General features: G+C 70.7%; 16 protein-coding genes. 12 read left to right on the forward strand and 4 right to left on the reverse strand.

Annotated elements, in window-relative coordinates:
• The first annotated feature begins 78 nt into the window (after positions 1 to 78).
• The 7 genes from amiA (at position 79) to MST3598_RS01920 (ending at position 7,823) form a co-directional block, all read left to right on the forward strand.
• Positions 79 to 177, forward strand: a complete 99-nt coding sequence (amiA, locus tag MST3598_RS18745; protein ID WP_017831216.1) for a streptamidine family RiPP — start codon at positions 79 to 81, stop codon at positions 175 to 177.
• A gap of 85 nt (positions 178 to 262) precedes the next feature.
• Positions 263 to 1,063 carry a hypothetical protein gene (locus MST3598_RS01895; protein WP_036271764.1) on the forward strand — a complete coding sequence of 267 codons (801 nt, stop codon included), beginning with the start codon at positions 263 to 265 and terminating at the stop codon, positions 1,061 to 1,063.
• Positions 1,060 to 2,037 (forward strand): CocE/NonD family hydrolase, encoded by a 978-nt coding sequence (locus MST3598_RS01900; RefSeq protein WP_029260095.1) that lies wholly within the window; start codon positions 1,060 to 1,062, stop codon positions 2,035 to 2,037. The genes MST3598_RS01895 and MST3598_RS01900 overlap by 4 nt, the downstream gene beginning before the upstream one ends.
• Entirely contained in the window at positions 2,034 to 3,437 is a 1,404-nt protein-coding gene (locus MST3598_RS01905) for a YcaO-like family protein (RefSeq protein ID WP_029260094.1), read from the forward strand. Before MST3598_RS01900 ends, MST3598_RS01905 begins: the two co-directional genes overlap by 4 nt.
• Before the next feature lie 8 nt (positions 3,438 to 3,445).
• Complete coding sequence (locus tag MST3598_RS01910; protein WP_029260093.1) at positions 3,446 to 4,465, forward strand: hypothetical protein; 1,020 nt, start codon at positions 3,446 to 3,448, stop codon at positions 4,463 to 4,465.
• On the forward strand, positions 4,462 to 6,117 hold the full coding sequence (locus tag MST3598_RS01915; protein WP_036271762.1) for an ATP-binding cassette domain-containing protein: 1,656 nt from the start codon (positions 4,462 to 4,464) through the stop codon (positions 6,115 to 6,117). The genes MST3598_RS01910 and MST3598_RS01915 overlap by 4 nt, the downstream gene beginning before the upstream one ends.
• Entirely contained in the window at positions 6,114 to 7,823 is a 1,710-nt protein-coding gene (locus MST3598_RS01920; RefSeq protein WP_081860173.1) for an ATP-binding cassette domain-containing protein, read from the forward strand. The genes MST3598_RS01915 and MST3598_RS01920 overlap by 4 nt, the downstream gene beginning before the upstream one ends.
• Here the strand turns inward: MST3598_RS01920 and MST3598_RS01925 are convergent.
• Complete coding sequence (locus tag MST3598_RS01925; RefSeq protein WP_029260090.1) at positions 7,784 to 10,318, reverse strand: DEAD/DEAH box helicase; 2,535 nt, start codon at positions 10,316 to 10,318, stop codon at positions 7,784 to 7,786. The genes MST3598_RS01920 and MST3598_RS01925 overlap by 40 nt on opposite strands.
• Before the next feature lie 149 nt (positions 10,319 to 10,467).
• On the opposite strand from MST3598_RS01925, the gene putP reads away from it, so the two are divergent.
• A complete protein-coding gene (gene putP, locus MST3598_RS01930) occupies positions 10,468 to 11,979 on the forward strand; it encodes a sodium/proline symporter PutP (RefSeq protein ID WP_021198353.1) in 1,512 nt (503 codons plus the stop codon).
• 22 nt (positions 11,980 to 12,001) lie between these two features.
• On the opposite strand, the gene deoD is transcribed toward putP, so the two are convergent.
• From deoD to MST3598_RS01945, 3 genes are all read right to left on the reverse strand, one after another.
• Entirely contained in the window at positions 12,002 to 12,715 is a 714-nt protein-coding gene (deoD, locus tag MST3598_RS01935) for a purine-nucleoside phosphorylase (RefSeq protein ID WP_096359375.1), read from the reverse strand.
• Positions 12,716 to 12,785: 70 nt separating this feature from the next.
• Positions 12,786 to 13,454: a DNA alkylation repair protein gene (locus MST3598_RS01940; RefSeq protein WP_029260088.1), complete on the reverse strand. Its 669-nt coding sequence runs from the start codon at positions 13,452 to 13,454 to the stop codon at positions 12,786 to 12,788.
• 19 nt (positions 13,455 to 13,473) lie between these two features.
• Positions 13,474 to 14,511 carry an FUSC family protein gene (locus MST3598_RS01945; RefSeq protein ID WP_021198350.1) on the reverse strand — a complete coding sequence of 346 codons (1,038 nt, stop codon included), beginning with the start codon at positions 14,509 to 14,511 and terminating at the stop codon, positions 13,474 to 13,476.
• A gap of 113 nt (positions 14,512 to 14,624) precedes the next feature.
• On the opposite strand from MST3598_RS01945, the gene MST3598_RS01950 reads away from it, so the two are divergent.
• The 4 genes from MST3598_RS01950 to MST3598_RS01965 all read left to right on the forward strand — a co-directional run bounded on the left by MST3598_RS01950 (position 14,625) and on the right by MST3598_RS01965 (position 19,430).
• Positions 14,625 to 15,203, forward strand: coding sequence for a TetR/AcrR family transcriptional regulator (locus tag MST3598_RS01950; RefSeq protein ID WP_051667828.1), 579 nt, complete (start codon positions 14,625 to 14,627; stop codon positions 15,201 to 15,203).
• Between the two features lie 224 nt (positions 15,204 to 15,427).
• A complete protein-coding gene (locus MST3598_RS01955) occupies positions 15,428 to 16,744 on the forward strand; it encodes a cytosine permease (protein WP_231479821.1) in 1,317 nt (438 codons plus the stop codon).
• Complete coding sequence (locus MST3598_RS01960; protein ID WP_029260086.1) at positions 16,741 to 17,880, forward strand: DUF917 domain-containing protein; 1,140 nt, start codon at positions 16,741 to 16,743, stop codon at positions 17,878 to 17,880. Before MST3598_RS01955 ends, MST3598_RS01960 begins: the two co-directional genes overlap by 4 nt.
• Complete coding sequence (locus MST3598_RS01965; protein ID WP_029260085.1) at positions 17,880 to 19,430, forward strand: hydantoinase/oxoprolinase N-terminal domain-containing protein; 1,551 nt, start codon at positions 17,880 to 17,882, stop codon at positions 19,428 to 19,430. The genes MST3598_RS01960 and MST3598_RS01965 overlap by 1 nt, the downstream gene beginning before the upstream one ends.
• Positions 19,431 to 19,453: the final 23 nt, after the last annotated feature.

Consider the following 19,453-nt stretch of genomic DNA (forward strand, 5'->3'; position numbering starts at 1 on the left):
TTAGGGTCGTCAGTGTTCACTCACCGTGGACACCGCCCCGCACCCCGCGAGGCGGACACCTCACAGAAGGAGAACGAAATGGAAAAGCAGATCCTCGCCGAGATCGAAGAGTCCGAGCAGCTGGCGCACCTGTCGGCATCGCACTCGAACGCCCTGGTCGAGAACCCGTTCGACTGATCGCGGATCCTTCCGTCGCGCTTTCGAGCGCACTCCCGTCCGGCCGGGCGTTCGCGCCCGGCCGGACCCCTCACCGAGAGACACCATGACTTCCGAACCCCGCATCCTGCCGCTCCCCGACACCGGGGCGCATCTCGTCGTCGGTGCCGACGGCCGCCCCCGGATCCGTCTGCGCACCGGACGACTCATCCTGGTCGACGCACCGGCCGCCGCTCTGGTCGAGGCCCTCGAGAGCGGGGCCCACGGAGAGCGCTCGACCGCGCTCGACCGGCTGACGCTCGAGGTGCAGGAACGCGAGTCCGCCGATGCCCTTCACCGCTGGCCGCAGGAGCACCGCGACGTCTGCCTCCTCGGAACGGGCCCGCTCGTGCACGACCTCGAGCGCGTGCTCGCCGCCTGGGGCGCACGGGTCGCCGTCCTGGATCCGGAGGCGGCACCGTCCGAGCACGCCGCCCTCGTGGTCGCCTATGCCGAGGACGCCTCCGGCCGCCGCCGCTGGGCGGAGCTCGATCGGCTTCCGGAGCGGGGCACCGCGTGGCTCCGCGTGCACCGGGAGGGCGAGGTCGTGCTGATCGATCCGCTCGCCGTCGACCCCGGCGACCCCACCTCCGTGCAGGTGGCCGCGCGACGGGTGGCCGCGAGCAGCGCGCCCGCGTCGACCGAGGCCTGGCAGCGGGCGCGTCCGCTCACCCCTGGCGCGCTCGACGACGCGACCAGAGCGCTCGTGCTCGCCCGACTGCTGCACACCGTCCTCGCGTGGGCGCAGGAGGGCGCAGAACTCGACCGGCTGCGGACGACGCTCTGGAAGGTCGTTCCCGCAACCGGTTCCGTGAGCGCGCACACGGTGCTGCCCTTCCCCGCGGCCCCGCGCCGGGTGATCCGATGACGCCGCCGCGCGACGCCCGCCCTCATGCCGTGCTCGCGGAAGACGGCGCCCTGCTGCGCGGCTGGGTCTGGGAACCCGCGGAGCCTCGCGGCGTCGTGCTCATCCGTACGCCATACGGCGCCTGGCGACACGGCGACACCGCCCGCGCCTGGGTCGGGCGGGGCTACCGCTGCGTGATCCATGACGTGCGCGGACGCCACTCCTCCGACGGCGAATGGCGCCCCTACCTCGCGGAACGCAGCGACGGGCGCGCGGTGGTCGAGCAGGTCAGGGCCGAGAGCCCCGGGGTCCCGCTCGTGCTGTCCGGCGGCTCGTATGCCGCGCACACCGCACTCGAAGCGGCCAGGGCCGTCGTCGTCGAGGCCCTGGTGCTCCAGGTGCCGGCGCTCGGGCTCGCCGAGACCGCGTGGGACGAGAACGGGCGTCCCCAGCTGCGCGACCGGATCGGGTGGTGGCACCAGCACGGCCGCGGCCCGCGTTCCCTGGCGCCGCTGTCGGACGAGCAGCTCTCGGCCCGTGTCCGGCGGGCATCCGACGTGGGCGTGCATCGGGCCGCCGACGAGTGGGGGTGGTCTTCCGAGGTCCTGTCCGGATGGCGACGCCTCTGGTCTGCTCCGGCCGTCGACCTGGACCGTGCCTACGGGGCGCTCCTGGCACCGCTGCTGCTCATCCGCGGCGATCACGACTTCTTCTTCACGCATGCCGGTCGGCTCGCGGCCGCCTGGCAGGGCCCCGTCCACCTGGTCGACGGTCCGTGGGGACACCGACTGGCCGCGGACATCGACGACGACGATGTCCGCTCCCGGCTGCGCAGTGCGGGCGGCATCGGCGGCGTACTCGACTCCTGGCTCGCCGAGACCGGACTGCCGACCACGGCATCCGCGCTCCCCGCACCGGCGTCGGCGCGAAGCCGCCGGACCAGATCCGCCTTCGAACCCGAGACCGGCCGCTGGCGGTACGAGAGGACAGCATGAGCGTGCACGACAACCTTCACCGCCGCACAGCGCGGGCGACGCTGTCGGCCGAGGCGCTGGTCGACGCCGAAGCCGGCATCATCCGCTCGGTGCGGGAGGTGCCGCATCCGATCGGCGCCCCAGACCGGTACCTGGCCTTGACGGCATCCGTGGCCGACGCCCGGATCCTCGGCGAGTGGCCCGCCGATCGGGTCTCGCTCGGCACATCGTTCGGCGACCCCGCTCAGGCGCGCATCGCCGCGATCGGCGAGGGCGTGGAGCGGTACTGCGGCAACTGGCTGCCCGATGAGCTTCCTCACGACGAGCTCCGCGTCGGCACCGCCGACGAGTTGCGCGCCGACGGGGAGAGCGTCATCGACGAGCCCGATCTGCCGCGCTTCGCCGACTGGCAGCTCGCACGGCCCGGGTTCGCGTATCAGCGTCTGCTCCCCTCCACACCGACGCTCTGGGCACGCTGCGACGAGATCAACGGTGGCTCGGTGTGGGTGCCGGACTCTCTCGTGCACCTGAACTGGCGGCAGTCCCGGTTCCGCGCGCTGCCGCGGACACACCATCTGAACTACGCCGGCATCGCGACCGGCGCAGGCTTCGACGACGCCCGCGACCGCGGGGTGATCGAGGTCATCGAACGGGATGCGCTCGAGGTGTGGTGGCACCTGGACGGACCGACGTTCGGCATCGATCCGGCCACGGTCCCCGGCCTGCTCGACGATCTTCAGGGGAGCAGCCTGCGGGTGTGGCTGGTGGCGATGCCCTCGGAGTTCGCTCCCGCGATCGGCGCGCTCGTGCACGACGAGGAGCGCGGGCTCTACGCTGCAGGCTTCTCGGCCTCGCTCGACCCGGCGCGGGCCGCGCGGAAGGCCGTGCTCGAAGCGGTGCACACCTGGATCTACACGCAGGGATGCACGACGGACGACGGATGGGTGTTCCGCGCGGTCGCTGCGGGACTGATGGCGAAGGGCCTCACCCTCGACTTCCGTCCGCACGCCGACTACCTCGCCGCGGCCGGGCCGCAGTTCGAGAACGTGATCGACCTCGGCGCGCACGTGCAGGTGTGGCTCGACCCGAGCGTGCACGACGAGGCCCGGCGGTTCCAGTCGCCCGCGCAGGGCGTGCGTCCGCTGAGAGCGGTGGACCCGGTCACGATCGACGAGGTGTACGGGCGTCTGCGCGATCGCGGTCACCGCGTCCTGACCCGCGACCTCACGACCTCCGACGTGCGACGCACCGACCTGCGCGTGGTGCGTTCGATCGTGACCGGACTGGTGCCCAACGCCCCGGCGGCGTTCTCGTACCTCGGAATGCCACGGTTCCGCGAGGCGGCCGAGGAGCGCGGCTGGCGCACCACCTGGACCGGCGGCCCGGAGGACTTCACGCTCCTCCCGGCTCCGCACATGTGAGGGCCGTCATGGATCGCACACGCCGCGAGAGCCGCGGCCTTCCTGCCCCGCTCGACGAGGCGCTGACCTCGCGCATGCCCGCAGGTCCCCTGCCGCCGGGGCCGCGCGCGAACGCCTGGGATCGGGTCGGCGCCGTCGCGGACGAACCTCACCGCGGGGTGTCAGAGCTCGTCGACGCCCTGTGGCACCCGGGGGAGTACCACCGGGATGCCGACGGCTCGGCCACCCGCATCCGTCGGCGCCCCGTCCCCTCGGCCGGAGCGTGCTATCCGGTGCAGACCCACCTGATCGACCCCACCGGTGTGCGCTGGACGGTCGACCAGGAAGGGGTCTTCCATCGTCGCGTCCTCGCATCCGACCGTGCGGACGGATGGCCGTCGCCGGCATCGGACGACGGCACCGCACGCCTGGTGTTCACCGTGCTGCCGGGGCGGTCGTTCGGCCGCTACCGGCACCGGGCGTGGCCCCTGTGGATCGCGGATGCGGCCTACGCGGTCGCCGCCGTGCGATTCCTGCTGGGGGAGCGCGCCGGGCCCGTGCAGGTCGGTCCCTCGAAGTGGCTGCGGGAGATGCTCGGCGTCCCCCGGGCTGCGGATGCCGACGCCTGGGTGCGTCGAGGACTCGCGCCGGAGATCCCGCTCGCCGCCGTCGGGATCCCGCACGTGCCGACCCCGCACGCCGCTGCTGTGCAGGCTCTCGGCACGCGACGCTCGCCCGCCATCTCGGAGTTCGCCGATCGGATCGGGGGCTCACCGACCACCGAGGTCGAGCGCGTCGCCCGCGCCTCCGGACAGGGCTGGGTGCGCGGTGCGACCGAAGTGCGCTCCTGGTCCGTGCCGAGCAGGGCACCCTCGACGATCGTCGGCGCCACCCTCTGGAGCGCCCATCTCGCCGCTGCACGCCTCTGCTACGAGGCAGCTCTCACCGGAGACAGGCGCACGCGCCCGGTCTCCGGCTTCTCCTCGACGGGGGACCGGTGGATCCTCCACGCGATCGCCGTCCTCGACTCCCGCGGAGGTGCACGATGATGATCGTCCCCGAGCTGTGGCGCGAAGCGCGACGGCACCCCTGGCTCCTGTCCATGAGCATCCTGCTCCTCCTCCTCGTGTTCGCGACGCACCTCGCGCAGGCGCTCGCCCTCGCGTGGTCTCTCGCCGCCTTCGTGCGCGGTGACACGGCCGGCGCGGTGGCGGGCATCGGCGGGATCCTCGCGATCGGGGTGGCGCGGATGCTGCTGACGCTCGCGCAGGGCGATGCCGCCGCCCGCCTCGGAGGGCGGGTCAGGGAAGATCTCCGAGGTGCGGCCGTCGCCGCGGCGCTGGTGCCGGAACGACTGCACGATGCCCGCCTCCGCGACGGCTCGACCCAGCTCGCGCTCGGCGACGGCATCGACGGCACCGACGCTTATGTGTCGAAGTACATCCCTGCGGTGGCGCAGCTCGTGGTCGGCAGCCTGATCGCGGTGTGCCTCGTCGCGGTGCTGTCGCCCGTGATCGCGCTGTGCGTCGCCGCGGGGATCCTGCTCGCGGTGCTGGGCCCTTTGGCCTGGAAGCGGATGCTCGCTCGGCGCGGTTTCGACCACTGGGACAGCTACGAGGCTCTCAGCGGCGACATGCTCGAGGCACTCCGGGGGATGTCGACGCTGCGGGCGCTGGGCGATGTCCCCGCGACCCGTGAGCGCTTGCAGGCGAGGTCGGAGTCGTTGCGCGTGGCCACGGAACGTGTCATGCGATCGTCGCTCGCCGAGACGGCGATCACCGACTTCGCGGTGCAGGCCGGAGTGGTGGTCGCCGCCGGGCTGGCCGTCGTGTCCGTGATGACCGGACAGCCACCGGCCATCGAGGTGTACGCCCTGCTCCTGCTCTCCTCGGAGGCGTTCCGACCGGTACGTGAGCTCTCGCGCCACTGGCATGCCGGATTCCTCGGGCTCACGGCGGTTCCCGGGCTGGCGGCCCTCGGTGCGTTCCGTCGGTCCGCACGGGTCGCGACGGAGATCGAGCGCATCGAGGAACCCGAGACCGGGGCGGTGACCGGCGGGGGAGACGTGCTCCGCATCTCCGGCCTGTCGTACCGATACCCCGGCACCGATCACGACGTCCTGCGCGGGGTCGACCTCCGTGCCGGGCGTGGCGAGGTGCACGCGATCGCCGGCCCCTCCGGTGCGGGCAAGTCCACGCTCTTCGACCTCGTCCTCGGCTTCCTCCCGCCCACGGCGGGAACGGTCGAGCTCGACGGGCGCCCGCTCCGCCCGAGCGATGTCGCCGTGGTCTCCCAGCACCCCGTCCTGTTCACCGGGACCATCAGGGACAACGTCGATCTGTTCGACGCCGGACAGGAGGCGCTGGAGGATGCGTGCGCCGCAGCCGGTGTGCTCGACGAGATCCGGGCGATCCCCGGAGGCCTCGACGCGATGGTGGCGGAAGCGGGGACGAGCCTGTCGGGCGGGCAGCGGCAGCGTCTCGCCCTCGCCAGAGCATTGCTCGCCCGGCGCCCCGTGCTTCTCGTCGACGAGCCGACCAGCGCCCTCGACGACCGCAGCGCCCTGACCGTCGCCGAGACGCTCGAACGTGTCGCCGCAGAGAGGATCGTGCTCATGATCAGCCACCGTCCGGAGGCCCTGTCCAGGGTCGCCGATGTGCGGGTGCTCCGTGACGGAATGCTCGTGGAGGAGGCCTCATGACCTCGTCCGCGGGCATCCTCGCTCGGCTGCTTCCGCCGCTGCGACCCGAATGGCGGCGCATCGTCGGCAGCTACCTGATCGCCACCACGAGCCTGTGCGCGCTCGCCGCCATCGCGGTGCTCACCGCGCTCGGCGTCGGCGGGGCCGTCGTGCACGGCACCTGGCCGCCGGCGGTCTGGTGGTTCGCCCTCGGAGGCCTCGTGCTGCTGCGCACCTTCCTCACCTGGCGCGAGATGGACGTGTCGCACGCCCTCGCGTACCGCGTGCTCGCCCGGCTGCGGATGGCGCTCTTCGACGCGTACTCGCGCAGCGTTCCCGGTCGCCGTCGCGAGCACTCCGGGCGCGCGGCGTCGGTCGCGATGACAGACATCGAGAAGCTGGAGTTCTTCTACGCCCACACGGTCGCGCAGATCGGTGCCGCGTTCACGCTCTTCGTCGGAGCCCTGGTCTGCGCGTTCCTGGTGATGCCGGTGGCGGCGGTCGTGATGCTCGCCGGAGCGGTCGCGGTCGCGCTCACCGTCTGGGCCGGGGCGGGTCCGTCGCGGCGTATCGGTGCGCGCGAGCAGCAGGAGCGCGAGGAGCAGTCCGAACGACTGGTCGATGCCCTCGGTGCGCTGCGCGAGATCCTCGCCTTCGGGCTGCAGAGCCGGATCGTGCGCGAGGCCGTCGACGGTACCCGGCGGTCGGCGCGCGTCACCCGCCGCCGGGAGGTGATCGCCCAGCTCGTCGACGGCACGCGCGAGCTGATCCTCACCGCGGTCGTGATCGGGGTGATCGCCGTCTCCCTTCTCGACGGATCGGTTGACGGGGCGGTCGACGCCGGGCGAGCGGCACTGCTGCCCGCGGTGATCGCCCTCGCCGTCGCCGGCGTCGCCGCGGTGGCGGACGCCGCGCACACGGTGTCGGAGCTGCATCCGCTGATCGCCAGTGCCGATCGCGTGGGTGCAGGGCTGCACCGCCCCCCGGTCGTGGCGCCGGTCGATCGTCCGCTCCCGCTGCCGCCGGGGCCGCTCGGTGTGCGCTTCGAGAGGGTCGCGTTCTCCTACGACGACCGCACGGAGGTTCTGCGCGGCTGGTCGATCGACGTCGACCCCGGTGAGCACATCGCCCTCGCGGGGCCGTCCGGCGCCGGCAAGAGCACCGTGATCGCGCTCGCCGCGCGGCTGTGGGACCCTGCAGAGGGCACCATCGCTCTCGTCGATGCGGCGGGGGTCGCGTACCCGCTGGGTCGCATCCGCGATGAAGATCTTCGCCGGACCGTCGCCGTGGTGGAGCAGGATGCGCGCCTCTTCCACGGCACCGTGCGCGACAACCTCGTGCGGGGTGTCGGCGCCCGCACCGACGAGCAGTTGCGCGAGGCGCTCACACGGGTCGGCGCCGACGACTGGATCACCCTCGACGACGAGCTCGGCGAGCACGGGGTGAGGCTCTCCGGTGGTCAACGGGCACGGTTGGCCCTGGCGCGGGCGCTGTGCCGCGAGCCCCGGGTGCTCATCGTCGACGAGATCACAGCGAGCCTGGATGCCGAGTCGGAGCGCATCATCTCCGACGTGCTCGAAGGGTTCGACGGCACGGCCATCGCCGCCTCGCACCGGCGCGAGACTCTGGGGCGGTTCGGGCGGGTGGTCGGCGTGGAGCGCGGAGGCCAGGCGAACGACGGCGGCGGCTACAGCCGGTCGACTCCGGTGACCGTCACGACGGCCTGACCGGCTTCGTCCGAGGCTGCGAGATCGATCGTCGCGGTGATGCCCCAGTCGTGGTCGCCGGCGGGATCGTCGAGGATCTGCCGTGCGGTCCAGGCGGTGGGCCCCTCTGTGAGGATCAGCAGCTTCGAGCTGCGGGCATCAGCGCCGGTGAGGATCTCGTCGTGGTCGGAGAAGTACCCGTCCAGCGCGTCCGACCAGGCGTCGGCGCCGAAACCGGGATCGAGCTCGGCCAGCGCGTTCACGTCTTCCCTGGCCGCCAGCTGCACCCGGCGGAAGAGTTCGTTGCGCACCAGGATGCGGAAGGCGCGGATGTTGCTCGTGAGGCGCTTGGGTGCGGGCGGGACGATCGGCTCATCGGGCGCGTGTGGATCGAAGCGTCCGTTGTCGACGCCGGCGATCAGCTCCTCCCACTCGTCGAGCAGGCTGGAGTCGACCTGGCGGACGAGCTCGCCGAGCCACTCGATGAGATCGCGCAGATCCTCGTCCTTGAGCTCTTCCGGGATGGTCTGCGAAGCCGCGCGGTACGCGTCGGAGAGGTAGCGCAGCACCACACCTTCGGAGCGCGCGATCTTGTAGTACGCGACATATTCCCCGAACGACATGGCCCGTTCGTACATGTCACGCACCACCGACTTGGGGTGCAGCTCGAAGTCGCGGATCCACGGCTGGGCCGCGCTGAAGGTCTCGAAGGCCGCGGTCAGCAGCTCGTCCAGCGGCTTCGGGTAGGTGATCTGCTCGAGCAGCTCCATCCGCTCGTCATACTCGATGCCCTCGGACTTCATCGCGGCGACCGCCTCGCCCCGGGCCAGGAACTCCTGCTGACTGAGCACGGCGCGGGGATCGTCGAGGGTCGACTCCACGATCGAGATCATGTCGAGTGCGTAGGAGCCGGTCCCCGTGCCGGCGGCGGGATCGGGGTCGAGCAGCTCGAAGGCGGCGAGGGCGAACGGCGACAGCGGCTGGTTGAGCGCGAAGTTCGGCTGCAGGTCCACCGTGAGGCGGATCTCTCCTTCGGGGGTCTTCTCGACGATGCCCGATTCGCGGAGCGTGCGGTAGATGCCGATGGCCCGTAGCGCGAGCTCCCGCTGGCGCCTCCGCGGCTCGTGGTTGTCGTATACCAGTGCGCGCATATTGCCGAACACGTCGCCGCCGCGGGCGATCACGTTGAGCATCATCGCGCTCGTGATCTGCATGTGCGAGGTCAGCGTCTCCGGCACGGCGTCGATGAGCTTGCGGAACGACGGCTCGCCCCACGACACGAAACCGTCCGGTGCCTTCTTCCGGACGATCTTGCGCTTCTTCTTCGGGTCGTCGCCGGCCTTCTTCACCGCAGCGACGTTCTCGCTCTCGTGCTCGGGCGCCTGCGCGACGACCGTGCCGGCGGTGTCGTAGCCCGCGCGGCCCGCGCGGCCCGCTATCTGGTGGAACTCGCGGGCGTTCAGCTGCCGCATCCGGGTGCCGTCGAACTTCGTGAGCGCCGTGAGCAGCACCGTGCGGATCGGCACGTTGATGCCCACCCCGAGGGTGTCGGTGCCGCAGATCACGCGCAGCAGTCCGCGCTGGGCGAGCTGCTCGACCAGACGCCGGTACTTCGGCAGCATGCCCGCGTGGTGCACGCCGATCCCTGCGCGCAGGAACCGTGAGAGCGTCTTGCCGAACGCGGTCGTGAAGCGGAACTCGGCGATCAGGGCGGCGATCTCGTCGCGCTGCTCGCGGGTGGCGACCTTGGTGCTGGAGAGCGCCTGCGCGCGCTCCATCGCTGCGGCCTGCGAGAAGTGCACGACGTAGATCGGCGCCTGTCCGGTGTTCAGCAGATCGTCGATGGTCTCGTGGATCGGCGTCGTCTCGTAGAAGAAGTGCAAGGGGACCGGACGCTCGACACCGGTGACCGTGGCCGTCTCGCGGCCGGTGCGACGGGTGAGGTCGGCGGCGAGCTCGGTCACATCGCCGAGTGTCGCCGACATGAGGATGAACTGCGCCTGAGGCAGCTCGAGCAGCGGCACCTGCCACGCCCACCCGCGGTCGGGGTCGGCGTAGAAGTGGAACTCGTCCATCACGACCTGGCCGACGTCGGCATCGGTTCCCTGGCGCAGCGAGAGGTTCGCGAGGATCTCGGCCGTGCAGCAGATGATCGGAGCATCGGCGTTCACGGAGGAATCGCCCGTGACCATGCCGACGTTCTCGGCGCCGAACACATCGACCAGGGCGAAGAACTTCTCGCTCACGAGCGCCTTGATCGGTGCCGTGTAGTAACTGCGCCGTCCGGCGACCAGGGCACTGAAGTGGGCACCGATCGCGACGAGCGACTTCCCGGTGCCGGTGGGGGTGGAGAGGATCAGGTTGTTGCCGGAGACGATCTCGATGACCGCCTCGTCCTGCGCGGGGTACAGGCTGATGCCCGTCGATTCCGCCCATTCGACGAACGCGAGGTAGACGGCATCCGGATCCGCGGCGTCCGGGAGGAGGGCGGGGTCGAGCCGCGGAGAGGAAGTCATGGTGATTCGATCATCCCTCATGCGCGGGGGCACCTGCTCTGCGGGACCGACATCCCGCCGCGCCGGGCGACGTCTGGGCGGCACCGCCGGCGGTTGACATCATCGAACGACGACCGGATGCGGTGACTCCACCGCGAGGGGGGACGACGATGCCCGACCAGATCTTCACTTTCGCCGCGCTGGGTGTGTACTTCGCGGCGATGCTGCTCATCGGATGGATAGCCTTCCGGCGCACCGGCGATCACGAGGACTACATGCTCGGCGGACGGAATCTGCCGCCGTGGGTGGCCGCCCTCAGCGCCGGGGCCTCCGACATGTCCGGCTGGCTCGTGATGGGGCTGCCCGGTGCGATCTACGTCTCCGGTCTCATCGAGGCGTGGATCGCGATCGGCCTCACCATCGGCGCCTACTTGAACTGGCTGCTCGTGGCTCCTCGGCTGCGCGCCTACACGCAGGTGTCGCGCAACTCCATCACGGTGCCGAGTTTCTTCGAGAATCGACTCCGGGATACGACGCGACTGCTGCGGGTCGTCTCCGGTGTCGTCATCCTCGTCTTCTTCACCCTCTACATCTCCTCCGGCATGGTCGCCGGTGGGGTCTTCTTCGAGAGCTCGTTCGACGGCGACTACCTCACCGGCATGCTGCTTGTCACGGGCGTCACGCTCGCGTACACGCTCTTCGGTGGGTTCCTCGGTGCGTCACTGACCGATGTGGTGCAGGGACTGATGATGGTGATCGCGCTGGTCGTGATCCCGGTGGCGGCGATCGTCGCGATCGGGGGACTCGCCGAGACGGGCGAGCTGATCAACGAGGTGGCGCCGGACCACCTCTCCATGCTCTCCGGAACGGCGCTCACGGGCGGCACCATCCTCGCCATCGTCTCGTCGCTCGCCTGGGGCCTCGGATACTTCGGACAGCCGCACATCATCGTGAGGTTCATGGCTCTGCGCTCGCCCCAAGAGGCGAAGAGCGCTCGACGCATCGGCATCTCCTGGATGATCGTCTCGCTCGGCGGCGCCGTGCTGTCGGGCCTGGTCGGCATCGCCTACATCGCCAAGACGGGCGTCGACCTCGCCAACCCCGAGACCGTGGTGCTGCTCATGTCGCAGACGCTGCTGCATCCGTTCGTCGCCGGCCTCGTCCTGGCGGCCGTGCTCGCCGCGATCATGAGCACGATCTCCAGCCAGCTGATCGTGTGCTCCTCGGCCCTCGTGGAAGACCTGTACGGCGTGTTCCGGCGCACGCCGCCCTCGCAGAAGACGCTCATGCTGATGGGGCGGCTCGGTGTGCTCGGCGTCGCGATCGTCGCCGCGGTGCTGGCGATCACCCCGAACGACACGATCCTCGGACTCGTCTCCTTCGCCTGGGCCGGATTCGGCGCCGCATTCGGCCCGGTCATCCTGCTCAGTCTCTACTGGCGCAAGCTCACCAACTGGGGTGCCCTGGCGGGGATGTTCGTCGGCGCCGCGACCGTGTTCATCTGGAAGGCTCTCGACACCGGGCTCTACGAACTGCTTCCCGCCTTCGTTCTCGCTCTGATCGCGGCCGTCGTGGTGAGTCTCGTCACGTACCGGCACGACGACGAGATCCAGCAGGAGTTCACCGACACCGGCGCCATGCTGGCTCTGCCCCGTCCGCACGCGGTCGGCGACACGCCGTAGCGGCCGAGCGCGCCGGGGACGCTCAGACCGCGGTGGCGGCGCGCAGAGCGATGCGGATCATGTCGCCGAAGGTCTGCTCGCGCTCCTGCGCCGAGGTCTCCTCGCCCGTGACGATGTGATCGCTGACCGTGCAGATCGCGAGGGCGCGCCGACCGTAGTATGCCGCGAGAGTGTAGAGACCGGCGGCCTCCATCTCGACGCCGAGGATGCCGTGCTGCACGAACGGCTCCATGAGCTCGGGGCGCGTGCTGTAGAACTGGTCGCTCGAGAACAGCTGGCCCACGTGCACGGTCGAATCCAGAGGTTCGGCCTCGCTCGCTTCGACCGCGGCGCGCAACAGCGAGAAGTCGGCGACGGGCGCGAAGTCGAGTCCGTGGAAGCGCACCCGGTTGATGCCCGAGTCGGTGCTGGCGGCGTTGGCGATGATGATGTCGCGGATCTTGACGCGCTCGGTCAGGGCTCCGCACGAGCCGACCCGCACGATCGTCTGCACGTCGTACGCGTCGAACAGTTCGTTCGCGTAGATCGCCATCGACGGCTGCCCCATGCCCGAGCCCTGCACCGACACGCGATGCCCCTCCCAGGTGCCGGTGAAGCCGAGCATGCCGCGCGTCTCGGAGTAGAGCTCGGCATCGTCGAGGAAGGTCTCGGCGATCCACTTCGCCCGCAGCGGGTCGCCGGGGAACAGGACGATGGGGGCGATCTGACCGGGCTCTGCGGCGATGTGGGTGCTCATGGCCTCAGCGTAGCCAGCCTCATCCCGCCGCGCCCGCGCACCCGTGTCCCCGGGGGCGATACCGCGCCGATCACCCCTCGCGTCGCCGCACGATCTCGCCGATCCAGAGCGGGGCGAAGGGCGAGGTGCAGCCGGGTGCGGTCGGGTAGTCGGCGAGCACCTGCAGGCGTTCGCCGATCGCCAGCGCCCTGGCGCGGTACTCGGGGTGGAAGATGCCGATGTTCGCGAGGGTCTCGTTCATGGACCACTGCAGGCGCGACGGCGCATCCTTCATGTCCCGCTCGATCAGGTCGAGCAGGTGCGCAAGGTCCAGGCCGTCGGCGGCCTTCATCACGCGCACGGTGGTGAGCGACCAGGCTGCAGCAGCCACCGTGGGGTCGGCGTCGTCGAACCACCGCAGCCGCAGCTCTTCGGCGAGCGGGGTCTTCTTGGCGACGTAGTTGACGAACCAGTCGTTGACCTTGGGTGGGCGGGTCTCGCGCAGCATGGCGTCGAGCTCGTCGGCGGTGAAGTCGCGCGGGCGGCAGATCAGCAGGGCCAGCAGCCGTGCGGGCGTCTCGCCGGTCGCCCACAGCTCCTGCGCGAGGGGCTGGTCGGTCTTGATCTTCTTGGCCAGTGCCCGCATCCGGCTGAGGTTGATGCCGTGGTCGTCGCCCCGCTTCTCGTTGGCGGCGCGCATCTTCGGGTCTTCCAGTGCGGCGAGTTCGCCGAGGGCTTCGGCGACGGTCATGTCGGACATGCCTCCAGAGTAGGCGGGCTCAGTCCTCGTCGAGCAGCTCGCCCCTGATGCGGCGCAGGTCTTCCATGAGGGAACCGATCAGGATCCAGTGCTGTGACGACGGCGGCCGGATCACGAGGGGAGCGGTGAGCGCGGGGATCGCCGAGGTCATGGTGTCCGGCTCCGGCGAGGCATCGGCGACCTGCACGGCGAGCCGTACGTCGTGCCCTGCCCGTCGCAGCTGCTCGGCGATCGCGGCGACGGCGGGCTCCTCCCCGATCCGGTCGTCGTAGTGGTCGAAGTAGGCCCGGGTCATGCCGATCGTCTGCGTGACGATCGGGGAGAGCCGGTCGAGCAGCGCCCGCATCTCACGCAGATCGGCACGATGGGTCGAGCGCCGCGGGTTCAGAGTGAGCGACTCCTCTCCGGCGGCGATCGAGGCCTCGGCGGCCTCCTTCATCGGCCGCAGCAGCCGTACCTCCAACATCAGCTCCTGCAGCCGTGCGGGCGTCTGGGGTTCGGGCAGTGCGTCGGCCAGGCGATCCAGGCTCGCGGCGAGCTCGAGGCCGAGGAGCCCCACGTCCCGACGGGCCGGCGCGACGAGCACCGGAGGCACGATCAGGGCGTTCACGACGATGCCGATCACGACGCCGATCAGCGTCTCCACGATGCGGGCGAACGCATACTCGGGGCTCGACGAGCCCAGAGCCAGCACCAGCATCGCCGAGATCGCGACCTGATTGCCGGTGCCGGGCGAGGCGCGGAAGATCCACGCCACCAGCATCGCGACGACGATCGCGAGCAGCACGATCCAGCTCGGCGAACCGAGCAGCAGGCCGAGTGCGACGGCGATCACGACACCGGCGATCACGCCGATGCTGCGCTCGAGTGCCTTCGACAGCGACTGGTTCACGCTGGGCTGCACCACCAGCAGCGCGGCGATGGCGGCGAAGACGGGCAGCTGTGCGGGGAACACCCATCCGGCGATCAGCCACGCCGCGATGGTCGCCGCGGCCGACTTCACGACCTGCAGCAGCGGGGAGCGCTGGGAGGCGCGGATCGCGGCGGGGATGCGCATGACCTCAACGCTAGTCGTGCGGATGCCCCGAGCGCGGCTCTTGCGTCGCGGGGAGATGCGGGGTTACGCTCTGCCTAACTAACAGTCGTTAGGTAACGAGTCTGAGGCGGAAGATGACCAGAGCAACGATCCTCGCGGAGGCCCGCACGATCTTCGCGCGCCAGGGCTACGCCGAGACGAGCCTGCGCGAGATCGCCGAAGCCGTCGGGATCAAGACGCCCTCGCTCTACGCGCACTTCTCGAGCAAGGAGGCGCTCTACGCCGAGGTGTATGCCGCGGTGTCGATCGATCACACCGCGTTCTTCGACGAGCTCGTGCGGAGCAGCTCCGATATGGAGCCGCTCGCGCGTCTGCAGCACCTCCTCGGCGGCATCGAGGCCTACTATCGCGACCGGCCCGACCTCGCGGAGTTCAGCCTGCGGGCCGCGGTCACCGAATACGGTCCCGGTGGCGAGCAGCTGCGGCAGATCTTCCTCGACTCGGAGTCGACCCTCGCCGCCGCGGTGCGCCAGACATATGACGACGGGGTCGCGACGGGGACGTTCGTCGCCGGTGACGCAGACGGTTTCACGGCACTGGTCTTCGTCGTCATGGACGGCCTCTTCCTGCAGCTCACCCACTACACGCCCGAGGTCTACCGCGAGCGCTTCGATCAGGCCTGGCGACACCTCTCCACGATCCTCTCCCGATGAACACCACGCTCTCCCGATGAACACCGCTCTCCCCCGATGAACCACCGCCGCAGCGATGCGGGACACGCCTGACCCGCCGGCACCGAGCCACGAGCTCCGACCCGGCATCGCACGACACGGCCGCAACGACAGGCCGCCCCCGACCCGCCCTGCGAGTCGTCCGCACCACGGGAACCCGAATCCCCGCCGACGGACTCGCAGGGCCACTTCTCAAGGACAAGATGATGACCACCACCGACTACGAGCACGGCGTCGTGCCCCAGGACCAGCGCAAGAGCTGGCTGTCGATCGCCACCGTGTGGATCGCGATCGGCATCGACCTCTCCGGGGCGTTCCTCGGTGTCTCGCTCGCCTCCGGCATGGCCTTCTGGCCGGCGATCGGCGCGACGATGCTCGGTTCGCTGCTGCTCGGACTGCTCGCGATGGCCTGCGCCTACGTCGGCGCCGCCACCGGGCTCTCCACCGCGATGATCTCCCGCGCGGTGTTCGGGCGCATCGGCGGGGCGATCCTCGCCCTCGCGATCGCGATCAGCCTGGTCGGCTGGTACGCCGTGCAGGCGGGCTTCTTCGGAGCGAACGCGCAGATCGCGTTCGCCGAGTTCACCGGCATCGATGTACCCGTGCAGGTGTTCACCGCGATCGGTGGCGTGCTCATGGCGATCACCGCGTTCTGGGGCTACCGCTCGATCAACCGCCTCAGCACCCTCGCCGTGCCGCTGCTCCTCCTCCTGCTGATCGTCGGCGTGGTCGTGGCGTTCACGGTGAACGGGGCGGCAGGGCTCGAGGCCCCGGTCGAGGCGACGTTCACGTTCGGCGGTGCGGTGTCGCTCGTGATGGGCATCTTCATCCTCGGTGTCGTGCTGGCCCCCGACATGGCGCGGTGGGCGAAGACGCCGAAGCAGGCCATGATCGCCGGGTTCGTCGGCTTCTTCTTCGGCAACTCGATCATCCTGGTGGTCGCGATCCTTCTCGCCCGCATCATGGACGGCACCGAGTTGATGGCGATCTTCTTCGCCCTCGGTCTCGGCGGCGTCGCCGTGGTCGTGCTGATCCTGGCGCAGTGGACCACGAACACGACCAACCTCTACTCGGCCGGCCTCTCGTTCGCGTCGATCAGCGAGCGCCTGAGCCGCCGCACCGTGACCATCGTGCTCGGCGCCATCGGCATCGTCGTCGGAGTGATCGGCGCGGCCGACTACTTCGTGCAGTTCATCCTCGTGATCGGCACGATCATCGCCCCCTACGGCGGCGTGTACCTGGCGTCGTTCTTCACCGGCCGAAAGACCGCGCGCTGGGCGCACGGCGCCACCGTGCCGCTGGTCGACGGGTGGTCGATCACGGCCTGGGTGGTCGGCATCGTCGTGGCCGTCGCGACGACGAACCCGGCGGACGGTCCCGGCTTCGGCTGGTTCACGATCACCTCGATCTCCGCTCTCGACGGTCTCCTCGTCGGCTTCGTCGCCTACCTCCTGCTGCTTCCGCTCCGCCGCCGCGTGGCACCGGACCCGGCCGCCCCCGTCACGGACGAGGTGAGCGCATGACCACCGCTCCTTTCCTCACAGAAGCCGACATCGACGAGATCGCCCTGGGCGCCGCGGTGCTCGGTACCGGCGGCGGAGGAGACCCGCACGTCGGCTCGCTCATCGCCAAGCGCCTCATCCGCCTGCAAGGACCGGTGCCGCTGGTGGCTGTCGACGACCTGACCGACGACGACTTCGTGATCCCGATCGGCGGGATCGGAGCGCCTTCCGTGAGCGTGGAGCGCATCCAGGCCGAATCCGAGCTGCTCGCGGCCCTGCAGGCGATCGAACGCGCGGTGGGTCGCAAGGCCACGGCCGTGATGCCGATCGAGGTCGGTGGAGGCAATTCCATGATCCCGATCGCGGCCGCCGCGCTCGCCGGACTCCCGGTGGTCGACGGTGACGCGATGGGACGCGCCTTCCCGGAGGCGCAGATGGTCACGTTCCATCTCGCCGGCTACGGACCCGGCACGACGGTGCTCGTCGATCACCACGGCAACGAGGTGGTCAGCCGCCCGGTCGACGGCGGCTGGTCGGAGCGCATCTCGCGGGCCGTCACCGTCGAGATGGGCGGAGGGGCGACCATGATCGACTACGCCTACGGTGGCGACGTCGTGCGCGAGTGCGCGATCCCGGGCACTCTGGGGCTCGCCCAGCGCATCGGACGCATCCTCCGGGGGCGCGATGGCGGCGGACGCGAACTGCGCGACGACGAGCGCATCGACGCTCTGTGCGCCGACCTCGATGCGGTGCGGCTGTTCGACGGCAAGGTGGCAGACCTGCAGCGCTCGGTCGACGGCGGCTTCACCCGCGGTGCGGCCGAACTCGTCGGCGTCGGTGCCGACCGGGGAAGTGCGTTCCGCCTCGACTTCCAGAACGAGATGCTGCTCGGGCGTCGTGACGGCGTGCTGGCGGCGGTGACCCCCGACCTGATCGCGGTGCTCGACCTGGCGACCGGCATGCCCATCACGACGGAGTCCCTCCGCTACGGCGCGCGGGTCGCGGTCATCGCGATCCCCTGCCATGACAAGTGGCGCACGCCGATCGGGCTGGAGACCGCAGGGCCCGCCCACTTCGGATACGACGTGGAGTGGATTCCCGTCGAAGACATCGCGCAGCCCTCCGGTGCGCGCCCGACGGACGAGGAGGCCGCGTGATGGCCGGCACCTATCGCATCGGCATCGACGTCGGCGGCACCAACACCGACGCCGTGATCCTCGACGAGCGGCTCGACGTCGTCGCCTCGGTCAAGCGCCCGACCACGGCCGACACGGGCGACGGCGTGGCCGCGGCGATCGACGCCGTGCTCGCGGCCTCCGGCGTCGACGCCGCCCTGATCGGGCACGCGATGCTCGGCACCACTCACTGCACCAACGCGATCGTCGAGCGGCGCGGTCTCGGTCGCGTCGGCATCCTCCGCCTCGGTGCACCGGCCACCACGGCCGTCCCGCCGTTGGAGGGCTGGCCGGACGATCTGCGTGCGGCGATCGGCGAGCAGGCACACCTGCTGGACGGCGGCTTCGAGGTCGACGGCCGCGTGCTCTCCCCGATCGATGAGGATGCCGTGCGCGAGGCCTGTGCACGGATGCGCGGCGAGGTCGACGCGGTCGCCGTCGTGGGCGTCTTCGCGCCGATCGACGAGAGCCAGGAGGAGCGGGTCGCGGCCATCGTCACGGAAGAGCTGGGTGTCCCCGTGTCGCGGTCGGCGCGCATCGGCTCGCTCGGACTGCTCGAGCGCGAGAACGCGACGGTGCTGAATGCGGCGCTGATGCAGACGCTGCGGCAGATGGCCGCGGGCTTCGTCGCCGCTCTGCGGGAGCGGGGCATCCCGGCCACCCCGTACTTCGGCCAGAACGACGGCACCCTCATGCAGCTCGAGTACGCGCTCGAGTTCCCGGTGCTGACGATCGGCTGCGGTCCGACGAACTCGATCCGCGGCGCCGCGCACCTCTCGGGCGCGACCGACGCCCTGGTGGTCGACATCGGCGGCACCACGACCGACATCGGCGTGCTCGTCGACGGGTTCCCACGGCAGTCGGCGCACGCCGTCGAGATCGGCGGCATCCGCACGAACTTCCGTATGCCCGACGTGCTGTCGGTCGGCCTCGGCGGCGGCACGATCATCCGGGAGACGCCTGCGGGCGCGACCGTCGGCCCGGACAGCGTGGGCTATCGCCTTCCGCAGGAGGGTCTCGCGTTCGGCGGCAGCACCCTCACGGCCACCGACGTCGCGCTCGCGGTCGGCGGCGCCGAGATCGACGGTCTCGACGCCCCCGCCGTTCCCGAGGGGGTCGGCTCCGCGGCGTGGACCGCGATGCGGGAGATCCTCGAGGACTCGATCGATCGGATGAAGCCGAACGCCGCGCCGGTGCCGGTGATCCTGGTCGGCGGGGGCGGCATCATCGCCCCGACCGTGCTCGACGGCGTCGCCGAGGTGATCCGCCCCGATCACTTCGGCGCCGCCAACGCGGTGGGGGCGGCCCTCGGCGAGGTCGCCGGCCAGATCGAGAAGATCTACCGCGTCGATCCCACCGACCAGCGGGCATCCCGGGCGGACGCCGCCGCCGAGGCGACCGAGCGTGCCCGGCTCGCCGGCGCCGATCCCACGACGATCGAGGTCGTCGCGGTGGAAGAGCTGCCGGTGGCCTACTCCGACGGCACGGCCGTGCTCATCCGCGCCAGAGCGGTGGGTCGCCTGGCGGCCTGACTCTCCGCGGACGGCATCGCCTC

It is taken from the genome of Microbacterium sp. TPU 3598 (assembly GCF_002356155.1).
Classification (GTDB): domain Bacteria; phylum Actinomycetota; class Actinomycetes; order Actinomycetales; family Microbacteriaceae; genus Microbacterium; species Microbacterium maritypicum_A.

Bases quoted from the DNA above. Each gene is read 5' to 3' on its own strand.
- MST3598_RS01905 (WP_029260094.1), top strand. From the start codon at position 2,034: ATGAGCGTGCACGACAACCTTCACCGCCGCACAGCGCGGGCGACGCTG.
- MST3598_RS01915 (WP_036271762.1), top strand. From the start codon at position 4,462: ATGATGATCGTCCCCGAGCTGTGGCGCGAAGCGCGACGGCACCCCTGG.
- MST3598_RS01955 (WP_231479821.1), top strand. From the start codon at position 15,428: ATGACCACCACCGACTACGAGCACGGCGTCGTGCCCCAGGACCAGCGC.
- MST3598_RS01920 (WP_081860173.1), top strand. From the start codon at position 6,114: ATGACCTCGTCCGCGGGCATCCTCGCTCGGCTGCTTCCGCCGCTGCGA.
- amiA (WP_017831216.1), top strand. From the start codon at position 79: ATGGAAAAGCAGATCCTCGCCGAGATCGAAGAGTCCGAGCAGCTGGCG.
- MST3598_RS01925 (WP_029260090.1), bottom strand. From the start codon at position 10,318: ATGACTTCCTCTCCGCGGCTCGACCCCGCCCTCCTCCCGGACGCCGCG.
- MST3598_RS01945 (WP_021198350.1), bottom strand. From the start codon at position 14,511: ATGCGCATCCCCGCCGCGATCCGCGCCTCCCAGCGCTCCCCGCTGCTG.
- MST3598_RS01965 (WP_029260085.1), top strand. From the start codon at position 17,880: ATGGCCGGCACCTATCGCATCGGCATCGACGTCGGCGGCACCAACACC.
- MST3598_RS01950 (WP_051667828.1), top strand. From the start codon at position 14,625: ATGACCAGAGCAACGATCCTCGCGGAGGCCCGCACGATCTTCGCGCGC.
- MST3598_RS01895 (WP_036271764.1), top strand. From the start codon at position 263: ATGACTTCCGAACCCCGCATCCTGCCGCTCCCCGACACCGGGGCGCAT.
- putP (WP_021198353.1), top strand. From the start codon at position 10,468: ATGCCCGACCAGATCTTCACTTTCGCCGCGCTGGGTGTGTACTTCGCG.
- MST3598_RS01910 (WP_029260093.1), top strand. From the start codon at position 3,446: ATGGATCGCACACGCCGCGAGAGCCGCGGCCTTCCTGCCCCGCTCGAC.
- deoD (WP_096359375.1), bottom strand. From the start codon at position 12,715: ATGAGCACCCACATCGCCGCAGAGCCCGGTCAGATCGCCCCCATCGTC.
- MST3598_RS01960 (WP_029260086.1), top strand. From the start codon at position 16,741: ATGACCACCGCTCCTTTCCTCACAGAAGCCGACATCGACGAGATCGCC.
- MST3598_RS01900 (WP_029260095.1), top strand. From the start codon at position 1,060: ATGACGCCGCCGCGCGACGCCCGCCCTCATGCCGTGCTCGCGGAAGAC.
- MST3598_RS01940 (WP_029260088.1), bottom strand. From the start codon at position 13,454: ATGTCCGACATGACCGTCGCCGAAGCCCTCGGCGAACTCGCCGCACTG.